Genomic DNA, 16,267 nt, shown 5'->3' on the forward strand with positions numbered 1-16,267 from the left:
GTATAAATACCTGTATAAAAAAACAGTAAAGCTGTTGCAAGGAGTGACGATGAAAATGATGACCAGCCCAAGCCCGCGTGCGTATAGCTATCAACCAATGCCGCTGTGCTACGACAAAGACGCGCAAAGTGCGGTGCAATATAAATTGGATTTGAACATGTATTGTATTAAAAAGCCGCAAGAAACCTTCTTTATGCATGTCAGCAACACCAACCTCACCGCCTGGGGCATTGAGGCCGGCGACGTGCTGGTGGTGGAGCGCAGCAGCGCGGTGAACAAGGGCGATTTGGTGGTGATTGCGCGCGCCGGCCAACTTAGCGTGTTTGAAGTGTTCGCCACGCCACCCGCTGGCTGGGTGCTGTTCCCGCTCGATTCGACCCAATCATGCTTGCAAGTGGCGTCATTAAACGAGGTGGATCTGCAAGGGGTGGTGACCAACACCATTCACCAAGTGCGCCGCCGTGCCGCGTGAGAATAAAGTGTAAAGTGCGGTCAAACAAAGTCAAAAAACCGCACTTTGGTGTTAAAGCTATGTTATAATGACGCCATTTCAACCGCACTTTATGGCAATTTTGTGAGTATATTTTCCGGACTTTCTGCAATCAATTCTGATCTCTGGCTGGTGCTGCTATTTCTCAGCGCCGCCATTGTGTTATTCATCTCCAACAAGCTGCGCATGGACGTGGTGGCGCTGCTGATTATGGTGGCGTTTAGCATCAGCGGCATTCTCTCCACCAATGAAATTTTAGCTGGCTTCAGTGACCCCAACGTGATTTTGATCGCTTTGCTGTTTATTGTCGGCGACGCATTGCTGCGCACGGGCGTGGCCTATCAAGTGAGCGCGTGGCTTTTGAAAGTGGCGAACAACAATGAGCTGAAAGTACTGCTGTTGCTGATGGTCACTGTTTGCGGCTTGGGTGCTTTTATGAGTTCCACCGGCATTGTGGCCATTTTCATTCCCGTGGTGCTGGCGATTTGCACCCGCATGAACATCTCCCCGCGCCGGCTGATGATGCCATTGAGTATCGCGGGGCTGATTAGCGGCATGATGACGCTAATTGCCACGCCGCCAAACTTAATTGCCAACGCCGAATTGGTGCGCGCAGGCCTGCCGGCGCTGAACTTTTTCTCGTTCACGCCAATTGGCATCATGGTGTTGGTGCTGGGCGTGGGCTATATGCTGTTTGCGCGCAAGCTGCTCGACGGCGGCGATGCCCAAAGCGAGCAGGCCAATTACAACCGCACGTCAATGAATGATTTGATTGAAAGTTATCACCTGCAAGGCCGCTCCAAGCAGGCGTTGATTTTGCCCGACTCGCCACTGGTGGGCAAAACCCTTGATGAGCTGCATTTGCACTCTCAGCATGGCATTTTGGTGGTGGCGATTGAGCGCTGGCGGCGGATTCGCCGCATTGTGGTCAGCGCCTTTGGCTCCTCTGAACTGCGCGCTAAAGATATTTTGCTGCTTGATATTTCCTCCCCCGAGCTCGACTGGGAGGCCTTTTGTGCGGCGAACAAGCTCAAGCCGATTGAGGTGCGCGGCAGCTATTTCAGTGAAAAGGCCAACACTGTCGGCATGGCAGAAATCTCACCGATTCCAGACAGCACTTTGATTGGCAAAAACGTGCGGGATATCAAATTCCAACAGCGTTATGGCTTGATCATTGTTGGCGTGAAACGCGGCGGCAAGCTGCTTGATGCCAGCCCAAGTGACGTTGAAATGACCACGGGGGACCAATACCTCGTGATTGGCGAGTGGCGCATGATTCAAGAAATGCGCTCTAACAGCCGTGACTTTTTTATCCTCAACTACCCCGCTGAAATCGACAACGTAGCGCCGGCCGCCAGCCAAGCGCCTCATGCGATTTTGTCGGTGGCGTTGATGGTGGCAATGATGGTCAGCGGTGTGGTGTCGAATGTGATTGCTGCACTCATCACCTGCATGCTGCTGGCTAAATTCCGCTGCGTGGACGCCAAAAGTGCTTATCGTGCCATTCACTGGCCAAGCATTGTGTTGATTGTTGGCATGATGCCGTTTGCCACCGCTTTGACCAAAACGGGCGGGATCAGTCTTGCCGTGAATGGCTTGCTGGAGCTGGTCGGCGGCTTGGGCATTCACGCCATTTTGGCCAGTTTATTTATCTTGTGCGCGGTGGTCAGCTCATTTATCTCTAACACCGCCACTGCGATTTTGATGGCGCCGATTGCCATTGCCATGGCGCAAGAACTTGACACCTCGCCGGTGCCGTTTGTCATCACCATTGCTGTGTCAGCCTCCGCCGCCTTTATGACGCCAGTGGCCTCGCCGGTCAACACTATGGTGCTCGGCCCGGGTGGCTATCGCTTTGGTGATTTCTTAAAAGTTGGTGTGCCGTTTACCATTATTGTGATGATCGCCACCGTCATTGTGGTGCCATGGATGTTTGGCTAACGCGATGGAATTAAAAAAAGGGGCGTGATGCCCCTTTTTGCTGCCCGTTAGGCGACGATTTCGCCCCACAGGTCGTATTCATCACTGTGGGTGATGGTGGCTTGCACGAAATCGCCGACCTTGACCGCACTTTGCTGTGGGTTTTGCAAATAAACCAGCCCGTCGATTTCAGGCGCGTCCGCCATCGAGCGGGCGATGATGCAGTCATCATCGATTTCATCAATGAGAACAGTGAGCGTTTGCCCGACTTTTTGCGCCAAGCGCGCGGTGGAAATGCGCTGCTGGGTTTGCATAAAGCGGTGGTAGCGTTCCTCTTTCACCTCTTCTGGCACTTGCTCGGCCATCTCGGTGGCTGGCGCACCCTCCACTGGGCTGAATTTAAAGCAGCCCACGCGGTCAAGCTGCGCGGCGTCTAAAAAGTCGAGCAGTTGTTGGAAATCTTCTTCCGTTTCACCCGGGAAGCCGACAATAAAGGTGGAGCGCAAAGTCAGTTGCGGGCACATTTCGCGCCATTGTTTGATGCGTTCTAAAGTGCGGTCAATGCTACCAGGGCGCTTCATTGCTTTGAGGATTTTCGGGCTGGCGTGCTGCAGTGGGATGTCTAAATACGGCAAAATTTTGCCCTGCGCCATCAGTGGGATGAGTTTGTCCACGTGCGGATAAGGGTAAACATAATGCAGCCGCACCCATACGCCAAGGGTGGCGAGCTGCTCGCACAACGCTTGCAGCGAGTTGTTCAGTGGCATGCCGTTCCAAAAGGCGATTTTGCTTTTCTCTTTTTGGTTTTATCCAAGGCATAAGCACTGGTGTCTTGTGATACCACCAGCAGCTCTTTCACGCCAGCGTCCACCAATCGTTTTGCCTCATCGAGCACTTGCCCGATAGGGCGGCTGTCTAGATCACCGCGCATAGATGGGATAATGCAAAAGGTGCATCGGTGATCGCAACCTTCAGAGATTTTGAGATAAGCATAATGCTTTGGCGTGAGTTTGATGCCTTGTTTCGGCACGAGGCTTAAATACGGGTTGAATTCAGGCCGTGGGACATACTTGTGGACTTGCTTGAGCACCGTTTCATAGCTGTGCGGGCCGCTGATGGCCAAAACATTGGGGTAAACCTCACGGATTTGATCTTCTTTCGCGCCCAAGCAGCCGGTGACAATCACTTTGCCGTTTTCATCAAGTGCCTCGCCAATGGCCTCAAGAGACTCCTGCACCGCCGAGTCGATAAAGCCGCAGGTGTTAACAATCACCAGCTCCGCGTTGTCGTAGCTTGGTACAATGTTGTAGCCTTGCGTGCGCAGCTCGGTTAAAATCCGCTCCGAATCCACGAGGTTTTTCGGGCAGCCTAAACTTAAAAATCCAATATTCGGGCTATTGCTCATTTTTCATCCCACAGTCAGCACCGCACTTTGTGTGCGGCTTAAAAATTAAACGCGCTATTTTAGAGAATTTTTCACCAAAAGGCTATGGCTTTGCGCAGGCAACAGGGCAAAGTGCGGTTGGCGGTGGCGAAATTATTAAAATTGGTAATTTTTTACAAAAAAAGTTGAATAAAGCGGGGATATTTTACAGATAAGGATTAATTTTTTGCCAAATTTAGGCTATATTAGGCAAGATAATTTTTAGCATTTTTATTACAAACCATTAATAATTATTTTATGGTGAAAAATAAATCTGCTTTTCGTTAAGTCATCATCAAAGCTGTGGCTTGACCGCACTTTTGAACAACAAAAGGAAAGACTATGTCCGATATGGTTAAAAATGACGTGGATACAGCGGAAACTAACGATTGGCTATTGGCCATTGACTCCGTGATCCGTGAAGAAGGCGTTGAACGTGCGCAGTTTATCATTGAGCAGTTGATGCAGCGTGCGCGTGCGAACAACGTTTCCTTGCCAACTGGCACCACCACTGATTATGTCAACACCATCCCAACCGCTGATGAGCCAAATTACCCAGGTAATTTAGACATCGAGCGTCGTATTCGTGGCGCTATCCGCTGGAATGCGATCATGATGGTGTTGCGCGCCTCGAAAAAAGACCTCGAACTCGGCGGCCACATGGCGTCTTTCCAATCTGCGGCGACCATGTATGAAGTGTGTTTCAACCACTTTTTCAAAGCCCGCACGGAGCAAAACGGCGGCGATTTGGTGTTCTTCCAAGGCCACATCTCCCCAGGCATCTATGCTCGCGCCTTCCTGGAAGGCCGCTTGAGCGAAGAGCAGCTGGATAACTTCCGCCAAGAAGTACACGGCCACGGCTTGTCTTCTTACCCGCATCCAAAATTGATGCCAGAATTTTGGCAATTCCCAACCGTATCAATGGGCTTAGGGCCGTTGAATGCGATTTATCAAGCGCGTTTCTTGAAATACCTCGAGCACCGCGGCTTGAAAGACACCTCTGACCAAACCGTTTATGCCTTCTTGGGTGACGGCGAGATGGACGAAGTAGAATCTCGCGGTGCGTTGGCCTTTGCCGCCCGTGAAAAACTCGACAACCTCGTGTTTGTGATCAACTGTAACTTACAGCGCCTCGACGGCCCTGTCACCGGCAACAGCAAAATCATCCAAGAATTGGAAGGCCAATTCACCGGCTGTGGTTGGGAGGTGATCAAAGTGATTTGGGGCCGCCGTTGGGATCGCCTATTGCAACGCGACACCTCTGGCAAGTTGCTGCAATTGATGACCGAAGTGGTTGACGGTGACTACCAAACCATGAAATCCAAAGACGGCGCCTATGTGCGTGAGCACTTCTTCGGCCGTTACCCTGAAACTGCCGCACTGGTGGCTGACATGACCGACGATGAAATCTGGGCATTGAACCGTGGTGGTCACGACCCAATCAAAGTGTTTGCCGCCTTCAACAAAGCCAAACAAGTGAAAGGCAAACCGGTTGTGTTGCTGGTGAAAACCATCAAAGGTTACGGCATGGGTGAAGCAGCTGAAGGCAAAAACATTGCTCACCAAGTGAAAAAAATGGATATGTCTGGCGTGCGCCACGTGCGTGATTACTTCTCAATTCCAGTCAGCGACGACAACATTGAGAAATTGCCATACATCAAATTTGAAGAAGGCTCCGACGAGTACAAATACCTCCACGAGCGCCGCCAAGCTCTTAACGGCTACTTGCCAACTCGCGCGCGCCGCTTCACCACTGAGCTTGAAGTGCCGGCATTGGAAGACTTCTCGCAATTGTTTGAAGCGCAAAATCGCCCAATTTCAACCACCATGGCGTTTGTGCGTTCATTGAACGTGCTCTTGAAAAACAAATCGGTGGGCAAACACATTGTGCCAATCATCGCCGATGAAGCCCGTACATTCGGTATGGAAGGTTTGTTCCGCCAAATTGGTATTTACAACCCACACGGCCAAAACTACACTCCGCAAGACCGCGAACAAGTAGCCTATTACCGTGAAGCCGTGGACGGCCAAGTGCTGCAAGAAGGCATCAACGAGCAAGGCGCAACTGCCTCATGGTTGGCAGCGGCAACCTCTTATAGCACCAACAACGTGCCAATGATTCCATTCTTTGTTTATTACTCTATGTTTGGTTTCCAACGTGTGGGTGATTTGATGTGGGCGGCAGGTGACCAACAAGCCCGCGGCTTTATGATCGGCGGTACATCAGGACGCACCACGTTAAACGGTGAAGGCTTGCAACACGAAGACGGCCACAGCCACATTCAATCGGCGGTGATCCCTAACTGTGTCTCTTATGACCCCGCATTCGCCTTTGAAGTGGCGGTGATCATCCAAGACGGTGTGCGCCGTATGTATGGCCCAGATCAAGAAAACGTGTACTACTACATCACTACCTTGAACGAAACCTACGACCAACCAGCCATGCCAAAAGGCGCGGAAGAAGGTATCCGCAAAGGTATCTACAAATTTGAAACCGTCAACGGCCAAGGCAAAGGCAAAGTGCAGTTGCTCGGCTCTGGCGCGATTTTACGCCACGTGCGTGAAGCGGCGAAATTGCTGGCTGACGACTTCGGTGTCACCTCGGATGTCTACAGCGTGACCTCATTTACGGAAGTTGCGCGTGAAGGTGCCGATGCTGAACGTTACAACATGCTGCACCCAACTGAAGAGGCCCGCGTGCCATACATCGCGCAAGTGATGAACGACGCGCCAGCCGTGGCGGCAACAGATTACATCAAACTGTTTGCTGAACAAGTGCGCCCATTCATCCCAGCGTCAAGCTACCGCGTGCTCGGCACCGACGGCTTTGGCCGCTCAGACAGCCGCGACAATTTGCGTGAGCACTTTGAGGTGAACGCCCACTATGTGGTGGTGGCCGCCTTGACCGAATTGGCCGCGAAAGGCGATGTTGATAAGAAAGTGGTTGCTGATGCAATTGCGAAATACGGCATCGATGCAGATAAAATTAACCCATTGTATGCCTAATCAGCGAGGAAAAAGGAAATACTATGTCTAAACAAATTCAAGTGCCCGATATCGGCAGCGATGAAGTCACCGTAACGGAAGTGATGGTGAAAGTGGGCGATAAAGTGGACGTTGATCAAAGCATTATCAACGTTGAAGGCGACAAAGCCTCGATGGAAGTGCCGTCCCCTGAAGCGGGCGTGGTGAAAGAGTTGCTGGTTAAAGAAGGCGACAAAGTGACCACTGGCAGCCCAATGATGGTGCTCGAAGCCGACGGTGCAGCTGAAGCTGCACCTGCCAAAGCTGAAGAAAAACCAGCCGAAAAAGCGGCTGACAAACCCGCCGCTGCCAAAAGTGCGGTGGTGGATGTCAACGTGCCAGATATCGGCGGCGATGAAGTCAACGTGACTGAAATCATGGTCAGCGTGGGCGACAAAGTTGAAGCAGAGCAGTCGCTCATCACCGTGGAAGGCGACAAAGCCTCGATGGAAGTGCCAGCCCCATTTGCAGGCGTGGTGAAAGAAATCTTGATTAAAGATGGTGATAAAGTTTCCACTGGCAGCCTGATCATGCGTTTTGAAAGCGCGGAAGGCGGTGACAGTGCGGCCCAAGCGCCTGCCTCGGCAGAACAACAAGACGCTGCACCACAAGCCGCAGGCGGCGTAGTTGACGTGAACGTGCCTGACATCGGCGGTGATGAAGTCAACGTGACTGAAATCATGGTGGCCGTGGGTGACAGCGTAAGCGAAGAGCAGTCACTCATCACCGTGGAAGGCGACAAAGCCTCAATGGAAGTGCCAGCGCCATTTGCAGGCGTGGTGAAAGAAATCCTCGTCAAAGACGGTGATAAAGTATCCACCGGTAGCTTGATTATGCGCTTTGAAGTGGCAGGCGCCGCGCCTGCGCAAGCACCAGCCAAAGCCCAAGCCAAAGCGGAAGAAAAGCACCAGCACAGGCGGCAAAAAGTGAAAGTGCGGTTAGTTCACAACAAGAAGTGGTTGAAAGCGCCACCTTCGCCCACGCCACCCCTGTGGTGCGCCGCTTAGCGCGTGAATTTGGTGTCAACCTTGATAAAGTGAAAGGCACCGGTCGCAAAGGCCGCATCTTGAAAGAAGACGTACAAAACTATGTGAAAAATCTCATCAAACAAGTGGAATCTGGCCAAGCGCCTGCCGCATCGGGCGGTGTGGCCAACGGCGCTGGCTTAGGCTTGTTGCCATGGCCGAAAGTGGATTTCAGCAAGTTTGGTGAAGTCGAAGAAGTTGAATTAACCCGCATCAACAAAATTTCAGGCGCCAATTTGCACCGCAACTGGGTGATGATCCCACACGTGACGCACTTTGACCGTGCGGACATCACCGAACTTGAAGCGTTCCGCAAAGAGCAAAACGTGCTGTCTGAAAAACAAAAATGGGGCGTGAAAATCACCCCTGTGGTGTTCATCATGAAAGCGGCTGCCAAAGCGCTTGAGGCTTACCCACGCTTTAACAGCTCGATTTCAGAAGACGGCCAACGCTTGACACTGAAAAAATACATCAACATCGGCGTGGCGGTGGATACACCAAACGGCCTGGTGGTGCCTGTGTTTAAAGATGTCAACAAAAAAGGCATCATCGAGCTTTCTCGCGAGTTGATGGAAGTCTCGAAAAAAGCCCGCGACGGCAAACTTACCGCCAGCGATATGCAAGGTGGCTGTTTCACCATTTCAAGCCTTGGTGGCTTGGGCACAACCCACTTTGCGCCGATTGTCAACGCGCCAGAAGTGGCTATCTTAGGTGTGTCGAAATCCGACATGGCACCAGTGTGGAACGGCAAAGAGTTCACACCACGCTTGATGCTGCCATTGTCACTCTCGTTTGACCACCGCGTGATCGACGGTGCCGACGGTGCGCGCTTTATTAGCTACATCGGCAGCGTGTTGGCTGACTTGCGTCGCTTAGTCATGTAATCGAAATCCAGCCCACGCCTTCGGGCGTGGGATAATGAACCAAAGTGCGGTTGCGCACACAAAAGGGGAAATTATGAGTAAAGAGATTAAAACCCAAGTGGTTGTTTTAGGGGCGGGCCCTGCGGGCTATTCTGCAGCGTTTCGTTGCGCGGACTTAGGCCTTGAAACCGTCATTGTTGAGCGTTATTCAACCCTAGGCGGGGTGTGCTTGAATGTGGGCTGTATCCCATCTAAAGCGTTGTTGCACGTGGCAAAAGTGATTGAAGAGGCCAAAGCGCTGGCACAACACGGCATCGTATTCGGTGAGCCAAAAACCGACGTTGAAAAAATCCGCGGCTGGAAAGAAAAAGTCATCAGCCAATTAACAGGCGGTTTGGCGGGCATGGCCAAAATGCGTAAAGTGCAAGTGGTCAACGGCTACGGCAAATTCTCAGGCCCAAATTCCATCATCGTGGCGGGCGAAAAAGAAGACGTTACCATCAAATTTGACAACGCCATCATCGCGGCTGGTTCTCGCCCAATTCAGCTGCCATTCATCCCGCATGAAGACCCACGCATTTGGGATTCTACCGACGCGTTAGAGCTTAAAGAAGTGCCAGAAAACTTGCTCATCATGGGCGGTGGCATCATCGGGCTTGAAATGGGTACGGTGTATCACGCACTCGGCTCGAACATCGACGTGGTAGAAATGTTTGACCAAGTGATCCCAGCGGCTGATAAAGACATCGTGAAAGTGTTCACCAAACGCATCAGTGACAAATTCAACTTAATGCTGGAAACCAAAGTCACCGCGGTGGAAGCCAAAGAAGACGGCATCTATGTGTCAATGGAAGGCAAAGCCAACGAAACCAAACGCTATGACGCAGTGCTGGTGGCAATTGGGCGGACACCAAACGGCAAATTGATTGATGCCAATCTCGCCGGCGTTGACGTGGACGAGCGCGGCTTTATCCGCACCGACAAACAAATGCGCACCAACGTTGACCATATTTTCGCCATCGGCGATGTGGTTGGCCAACCAATGCTGGCGCACAAAGGGGTGCATGAAGGCCACGTAGCGGCGGAAGTGATCGCAGGCAAAAAACACTACTTCGACCCGAAAGTTATCCCATCCATTGCCTACACCGAGCCAGAAGTGGCCTGGGTGGGCAAAACCGAGAAAGAATGTAAAGCCGAAGGCATCAACTACGAAGTGGCGACATTCCCATGGGCAGCATCAGGCCGTGCGATCGCCTCTGACTGCTCAGACGGCATGACCAAGCTGATTTTCGACAAAGAATCTCACCGCGTGATTGGTGGTGCCATCGTGGGTACTAACGGCGGTGAATTGCTCGGCGAAATCGGCCTTGCGATCGAAATGGGCTGTGACGCAGAAGACCTCGCACTCACCATCCACGCCCACCCAACCTTGCATGAGTCCGTCGGGCTTGCTGCTGAAGTGTTTGAAGGCACCATCACCGACCTACCAAACGCCAAAGCGAAAAAGAAAAAATAACGCAAGTTAAACACAAAACCGCACTGTAAAGTGCGGTTTTTTTATGCGCTCAAGCCCAACCGCACTTTTACTGTTCACCGCGTTGATAAATCACTTCGGTGTTGGGGTAGTGTTCAAAGGCGGTGGGGAGGAGATAGTCGCCTTGCATTAAGGGGGCGGTGATGGCCTGCCAAGCGGGGCTGAAGGTGGGCTCAACGGCGTGGATGTGCTCGGCGAGCAAGGTGGTGCAGTATAAGTGCGGTTGGCTGCGCTCAGCTAAGTGAAATTTTTGCCCTTGGGTTTGGATTAGGCGCGCGGCAATGCGGGCTTTTTGTGTCGCAGTCAAAAAGTGCGGTCGCACAATGGCGTAGGCGTTCGCTAGGCTGGGGCTTAAAAACTCATCGAGCGGGGAGAGGAAAACTTGGTCGCGCTCGCGGTAGCCATCGTCGGTGGTGGCGTGAATCACCATCACTCGCGGCTCAGTGGCGACAATCATGCCAATGTGGGAGTAGCGCGCGTTGGAGACTTGCATGATGATGTGGCTGTCGAGCGTGGTGCCTTGGCGCAGCACCCAGTCGCCCACCTCAAGTGCTGGCAGGTGCGTAAGATCCGCGCGTGACCGCACTTTGGGTTGGTGGCAGGTGGTCAGCACCAACAGCGCGATAAAAAAGGCGAGCCACAGCACGCCTTTTTTCACCCAACTGATAATCAGCATTACAGTTTCACTTTCCAGCCGTCGTCGGTTTTGATCACCCGAATATCCGCCATTTCAGGCTCGGCTTTTTTTAACTCCACTTTCAGTCGAACATTAGCGCGGTTTTTGTCTTGCTCGTCATAATAGATGGTCTCTTCATGGTAGATGGCCTTCAAGCCGCCTTTTTGCTCAGCGCGGGCTTTGTTGGCTTGGGCTGATTCCGCCAGTTTGCCACGCACGAGATCGTTGATGCCGGCTTGCTGTTTGTCTTTTTCACTGAGATAAACCAGCTTAACGGCGCGGTCAACATCGCCTTGATACATCGCTTGCACATAAGCGGTGGCGGCATTTTCAGGCGTGTTGTCGTCACCGCCGCCACAGGCCGCGAGGGTGAACAGGGCTAAACAAAGCGCGAAGAGTTTTTTCATAATGTCTCCTTGTCGTCGTGGTTAGGGGTGTCGCTGCCAGCAGGGTAGAGGTCAAGCTTGGCCATCAATGCCATGTCGCTGTCTTCTTGCGGCAAGGGGGTGGTGAGCAGTTTGTCACCGTAGAAAATCGAGTTAGCGCCGGCCATAAAGCACATCGCTTGCATGCTCTCCGACATGCCATGGCGGCCGGCGGACAGGCGCACGTAGCTTTTCGGCATGGTGATGCGCGCCACCGCAATCGTGCGCACAAATTCTGTCCAGTCGAGTTCCTCGGCGTCCATCATCGGCGTGCCTTCCACCTTGACTAATTGGTTAATCGGCACCGATTCCGGTTGTGGGTCAAGGTTGGCGAGGCTGGCAATCAGCCCAGCGCGCTCTTTGCGCGTTTCGTTCATGCCGACAATGCCGCCGCAGCACACTTTCAAGCCCGCGTTGCGCACTTTGCCTAAGGTGTTAATGCGGTCATCAAAGCGCCGCGTGCCAATCACCTCTTTGTAGTGCTCGGGCGCGGTGTCGAGGTTGTGGTTGTAATAATCCAAGCCCGCTTCTTTAAATTGCTCGGCCATGCCGTCTTGCAGTAGGCCAAAGGTGCCGCAGGTTTCAAGGCCTAAGTCCTTCACGGCTTTGATGATTTTAGTGAGCTTTTCCACATCTTTTGGCTTTGGCCCACGCCACGCCGCCCCCATGCAAAAGCGCCCCGCGCCGCGGGATTTGGCGATTTTAGCCTTTTCGATGATTTCATCGACATCGAGCAATTTTTCGTTTTGCACGCCTGTGTGGTAGCGCGCCGACTGCGGGCAGTAGCCGCAATCTTCAGGGCAGCCGCCCGTTTTGATGGAAAGCAGGGTGGAGAGCTGAATCGCTTGCGGGTCAAAATGGGCGCGGTGGACTTGTGCCGCGCGGAAAATCAAATCCAAAAAGGGGGTTTCAAACAACGCCTCCACTTTGCACACCGACCAGTATTCCACGCTCGGGTGTGGGGTAAGTTGGCTAAGTTCAATGGGTTGTACGCTCATCAAAAATCCTTTTTTTAAGTTATTTCGGCTATGGTAACGGAAAACGACTATTTACTTAAGCAAATTTATATTAATTTTCCATTTTCCACCACCACCGTGCGCGTGGTGAACGACCGCACTTCATCAAGCTGGTGAGTCACCATCACCACCGTCAGTTCACGCTCGGCGCTGATGCGCGAGAGCAGCGCGAGCATATCGGCGCGCAATTCACCATCTAATGCGGAGAAGGGCTCATCAAGCAGCAAAACGGGCTTATCGCGCAGCAAGGTGCGCGCCAGTGCCACCCGCTGCTGTTGCCCGCCGGAGAGCGCATCAGGTGTGCGTGAGAGCAGCTCACGGATGCCCATTTGCTCGGCAATGGCTTCAATTTGGTGCTGCTGCGCTTGGCTGATGCGCAAGTGCGGTTGCAGCCCCAGCGCGATGTTTTGCGCGCAGGTTAAATGGCCAAATAAATTATGCGCTTGAAACAGCATCGACACCGGCCGCGCGTGGGGCGGCGTGTGCGTGTGGTTTTCACCATTTAGCCAAATCTCTCCACCGGTGGGCTGCAAAAAGCCCGCCATTAAATTGAGCAAGGTGGATTTGCCCGCGCCGCTTTTGCCCACCAGCGCAATGTGCTCGCCGCGCGCGGCAGCTAGGTTGAAGTTAAAGGCGTTTTCGCCATAATCAAAGCGAACGTTATTGAGTTTTATCATATTTTTCGATCACCAAAAAGAGGGCGGCGCACAGCAGCAAAAGCACAAGTGCGGTCAGCGCGCCGTCGCCGGTGCGGTAGTGGCCGAGTTGTTGATACAACAGCCGTGGCAGCGAGGTGAAGTCTTGGCTGCCAAACAGCGCAATGGCGGTGAAATCGCCCAGTGAGAGCGCACAGGCATAGGCCAGCGCACTACGCAGCGGCTGCTTAAGCGTGGCCCACTCCACCAACGTAAAGCGCCGCAGGCCGCGAATGCCGAGAGATTGGCACAGCCGCTGGTAGCGCTGCATATTATCAAACAAGGTTGGCTGCAAAATGCGCAGGGCAAAGGGCATCGCCACCAGCGCGTTGCACAGCGCCACCACGCCAAACAGCCAGCCGTTGCCATCAAGCTCGCGCAGGGCGAGGTAAAGCCCCGTGGCAATCACCAGCATCGGCAGCGCGAGGATCGCCATGCCGATGTTAATCAGCTCCCGCGCGGAGGTTGTAAAGCCATAAAAATGCCACTGCCGCGCGCACAGCAGCAGCGCCAAACTTAACGCCACACACAAAGCGCCAGCGCACAGCGCCAAAGCAAGGGAGTAGCGCGCTGCTAGCCATAAATCTGCCAGCGTGCCTTCGCTCAAGGTGCTCAACGCACTCAAACCTTGGGCGATGATGTTGCTAAGGGGCAGCGCGACAAAGAGCGCCAAAAGGCAAAGTGCGGTGCAATGAGCCCAGCGCAGCGCCTTGGATGTGGCTGGCAAAAAGCCGTGCGTGGTGCCATCACTGCTGGTGGCGTGGGCGCTAAAGCGGTGGCTTAAACGGAAAAGTGCGGTGCAAATCAGCAGTTGCACAATCGCCAGTTGTGCCGCGCGAGCGAGGTCAAAATCAAAGGTCAGCGCTTGATAAATCGCAACCTCTAAGGTGGTGTATTTCGGCCCGCCGCCGAGGGTCAACACAATCGCAAAGCTGGTGAAACAGAGCATAAAAATCAGCGTGGCGGTGGGCATTAATTGCTTTTTAAGAAAGGGCAGCTCAAGGGTGTTGAACAGATTCAAGCCGCGCAAATTCAGCTGAGCGGCGAGTTTGTAGTGCTCGGCTGGGATGCTTAGCAGCGCGCTGTAAAACAATTTGGTTGCCAGCGGCAGGTTGAAAAACACGTGCGCGAGCAAAATGCCCGCAAGGCCATAAATGCTCAGCGCTTCAAGGCCGAAAAAAGCCAAAGTGCGGTTGAGCCAGCCCGAGAGACCATAAACCCCCAGCAGCCCAAACACCGCCACCAGCGTGGGCAGCACAAAGGTCAGCGAGCAGAGCTTAAGCAGCAGCGTTTTGCCCACAAAGTGCTGGTAGTGCAGGGCGTGGGCACAAATCACGCCGAACACCACACTCAACGCGGTGCTCAGCAGCGCTTGAAACAGGCTAAATTGTAAAATATGCCAAAAATAGGCTGAGGTAAAAAGCCCGCGCCAGTCACTGTGGCCGGCGTGCAGCAGCAGTTGGCCAGCGCTGTTGAGATAAAGCGCAAGCAACGCCAGCGCCACCACAACCCCAAGCAGGGATTGGGTGGCGGAAAGTTGGCGAAAGGCGCCTTTCACTATTGACTAAGGGCTTGTTGCCACACGTTGATTTGCGCCTTGCTTTGGATGTCGCTTGGATACGGCACCGGCAGGCTGGCAAACGGCTTGAAGGCGTCGTATTGCGCGTTTACGTGGGTTTTAATCACCGGCAGCATCACGTTTTTCAGCGCGATCGTTTTTTGCGCTTCAGGGCTGATTAAAAACGCCAAAAATTGATCCGCCAGTTTCGGGTGCAGGGCGCTTTTGGTTTTGGCGGCCAGCTCAATTTGCACAATGTGGCCTTCAGCAAATGGCGCGGCCACGAAGTTGTATTTGCCTTCATTGAGCTGGTGATAAAACGGGGACGTGTTGTAGCTCAGCACCATGTCTGACTCGCCTTTTAAAAACGCGCCATAACTCTCCGACCAGCCTTTGCCTACGGTTACGGTGTGTTTGGCCAAACGCTTCCACGCCTCGGCCACCTCATTTTTCGGGTAAACGCTGTTCATCCACGCCAGCAAACCGCGGCCAACGGTGGAGGTGCGTGGGTCTTGGTAGATGATTTTAACATCTTGACGGTCCACCAGCTCTTTCAAGCTTTTCGGTGGGTTTTGCAATTTTTCTTTGTCGTAGATAAAGGCATATTGGCCGTAGTCATACGGCAAAAAGGTGTGGTTGTCCCATTTTTGCGGCAGGGCGAGGGTGTCGAGCTTGACATTATTACTGTCAAACAAGTTGGAGTTTTCCGCCTCGGGCAGCAAGTTGTTATCCAGCCCCACCACTACATCGACTTTCGCCTTCGCGCCTTGCAACCGCAGGCGGTTGAACATGGTCACCGCATCTTCAAAGGTGACAAAATTGACCTCACAACCGCACTTTTGCTCAAACGCGGCTTTCAACTCTGGGCCTGGGCCCCATTTGCTGGTGAAGGAATCGTAACTGTACACGTTCAACACCGGCTTATTCGCTGCCAGTGTGGCAGTGCTGGTAAGCAGAGTGAAAAGTGCGGTTGCGATGATGGTTTTTTTGATAGTCATAAGGAATCCTTTTTACGGTTAAAAAAGGATCTAAGTGCGGTGTCCCGTCTCAAATCCCTTCGCTGCTACTAATCAGATCAGGTTCAATGGGTATTTTCTCAGCGCCAAGCGCACCCCAATGAGAACGATTTATCATAACCAAAGCCGCGCGCGCGGTCAAAGGGAAATGGCTAGGAGGCCAAGGTGGTGTAAACTTGCTCGCCGAGCAGCTCCGGCTGGTGAATCACATCTTGCAGGGTGTATTGTGAGAGCACGGCATAAAAGGCGGTGAGGGCTTGCTCAAAAATGCACGGCAACTGGCAGTGGCTGACAATGCAGCAGCCGTCGCATTTGACGTAAGGATCGTCGCCTTCCACTTTTTGCACAATCTCGCCGAGGTTGAGCGCATCAGGCGTGGCGGCGAGCGCAATGCCGCCACCTTTGCCGCGCTTGGAGAGGATCACGCCAAGCTTGGCAAGGTTGTGGATCACCTTCATCAGGTGATTTTCGGAAATCTGATAAGCCTGGGCAATTTCTTGAATCGTGCTCAAACGCCCCGGGTGGGTGGCAAGATAAATCAACACTCGCAGGCTGTAATCCGTAAATTTGTTTAATCTCATCCGCGCATCTCACTTATCAAT

12 protein-coding genes, 2 pseudogenes and 1 riboswitch are annotated in these 16,267 nt (G+C 53.0%); of the genes and pseudogenes, 6 read left to right on the top strand and 8 right to left on the bottom strand.

Features of this window, described 5'->3' with window-relative positions; translation table 11 throughout:
• The first annotated feature begins 49 nt into the window (after window positions 1–49).
• The gene (locus HPC37_RS02185; protein WP_208121604.1) at window positions 50–472 is read left to right on the top strand and encodes a S24 family peptidase; all 423 of its coding nucleotides are present in this window, start codon (window positions 50–52) and stop codon (window positions 470–472) included.
• Window positions 473–574: 102 nt separating this feature from the next.
• Window positions 575–2,431 (top strand): SLC13 family permease, encoded by a 1,857-nt coding sequence (locus HPC37_RS02190; protein ID WP_208121605.1) that lies wholly within the window; start codon window positions 575–577, stop codon window positions 2,429–2,431.
• A 47-nt stretch (window positions 2,432–2,478) separates the two neighbouring features.
• On the opposite strand, the pseudogene rimO reads toward HPC37_RS02190, so the two are convergent.
• Window positions 2,479–3,815, bottom strand: a pseudogene (gene rimO / locus HPC37_RS02195) (30S ribosomal protein S12 methylthiotransferase RimO).
• A gap of 29 nt (window positions 3,816–3,844) precedes the next feature.
• Between rimO and HPC37_RS02200 the strand changes: the two are divergent.
• From HPC37_RS02200 to lpdA, 4 genes and pseudogenes are all read left to right on the top strand, one after another.
• Window positions 3,845–4,009, top strand: coding sequence for a hypothetical protein (locus HPC37_RS02200; RefSeq protein ID WP_208121606.1), 165 nt, complete (start codon window positions 3,845–3,847; stop codon window positions 4,007–4,009).
• A gap of 166 nt (window positions 4,010–4,175) precedes the next feature.
• The gene (gene aceE, locus HPC37_RS02205; RefSeq protein WP_208121607.1) at window positions 4,176–6,839 is read left to right on the top strand and encodes a pyruvate dehydrogenase (acetyl-transferring), homodimeric type; all 2,664 of its coding nucleotides are present in this window, start codon (window positions 4,176–4,178) and stop codon (window positions 6,837–6,839) included.
• 23 nt (window positions 6,840–6,862) lie between these two features.
• Window positions 6,863–8,766, top strand: a pseudogene (aceF, locus tag HPC37_RS02210) (pyruvate dehydrogenase complex dihydrolipoyllysine-residue acetyltransferase).
• A gap of 73 nt (window positions 8,767–8,839) precedes the next feature.
• A complete protein-coding gene (gene lpdA, locus HPC37_RS02215) occupies window positions 8,840–10,261 on the top strand; it encodes a dihydrolipoyl dehydrogenase (protein WP_208121608.1) in 1,422 nt (473 codons plus the stop codon).
• Between the two features lie 67 nt (window positions 10,262–10,328).
• Here lpdA and HPC37_RS02220 read toward each other — a convergent pair whose 3' ends face one another.
• From HPC37_RS02220 to HPC37_RS02250, 7 genes are all read right to left on the bottom strand, one after another.
• Window positions 10,329–10,955, bottom strand: coding sequence for a C40 family peptidase (locus tag HPC37_RS02220; protein ID WP_208121609.1), 627 nt, complete (start codon window positions 10,953–10,955; stop codon window positions 10,329–10,331).
• The gene (locus tag HPC37_RS02225) at window positions 10,955–11,362 is read right to left on the bottom strand and encodes a DUF4878 domain-containing protein (RefSeq protein WP_208121610.1); all 408 of its coding nucleotides are present in this window, start codon (window positions 11,360–11,362) and stop codon (window positions 10,955–10,957) included. Before HPC37_RS02225 ends, HPC37_RS02220 begins: the two co-directional genes overlap by 1 nt.
• Complete coding sequence (gene bioB, locus HPC37_RS02230; protein ID WP_208121611.1) at window positions 11,359–12,378, bottom strand: biotin synthase BioB; 1,020 nt, start codon at window positions 12,376–12,378, stop codon at window positions 11,359–11,361. The genes HPC37_RS02225 and bioB overlap by 4 nt, the downstream gene beginning before the upstream one ends.
• Before the next feature lie 65 nt (window positions 12,379–12,443).
• Window positions 12,444–13,073, bottom strand: a complete 630-nt coding sequence (thiQ, locus tag HPC37_RS02235) for a thiamine ABC transporter ATP-binding protein (RefSeq protein WP_208121612.1) — start codon at window positions 13,071–13,073, stop codon at window positions 12,444–12,446.
• Window positions 13,057–14,649, bottom strand: a complete 1,593-nt coding sequence (gene thiP, locus HPC37_RS02240) for a thiamine/thiamine pyrophosphate ABC transporter permease (protein WP_345789992.1) — start codon at window positions 14,647–14,649, stop codon at window positions 13,057–13,059. Before thiP ends, thiQ begins: the two co-directional genes overlap by 17 nt.
• Window positions 14,649–15,647 (bottom strand): thiamine ABC transporter substrate binding subunit, encoded by a 999-nt coding sequence (gene thiB / locus HPC37_RS02245; RefSeq protein ID WP_208121613.1) that lies wholly within the window; start codon window positions 15,645–15,647, stop codon window positions 14,649–14,651. The genes thiP and thiB overlap by 1 nt, the downstream gene beginning before the upstream one ends.
• Window positions 15,648–15,683: 36 nt before the next feature.
• Window positions 15,684–15,775: riboswitch (TPP riboswitch) on the bottom strand.
• 42 nt (window positions 15,776–15,817) lie between these two features.
• The gene (locus tag HPC37_RS02250; protein WP_208121614.1) at window positions 15,818–16,246 is read right to left on the bottom strand and encodes an RrF2 family transcriptional regulator; all 429 of its coding nucleotides are present in this window, start codon (window positions 16,244–16,246) and stop codon (window positions 15,818–15,820) included.
• Between the last annotated feature and the right edge of the window lie 21 nt (window positions 16,247–16,267).

Source organism: Spirabiliibacterium mucosae, assembly GCF_014884965.1.
GTDB classification, from domain to species: Bacteria; Pseudomonadota; Gammaproteobacteria; order Enterobacterales; family Pasteurellaceae; genus Spirabiliibacterium; species Spirabiliibacterium mucosae.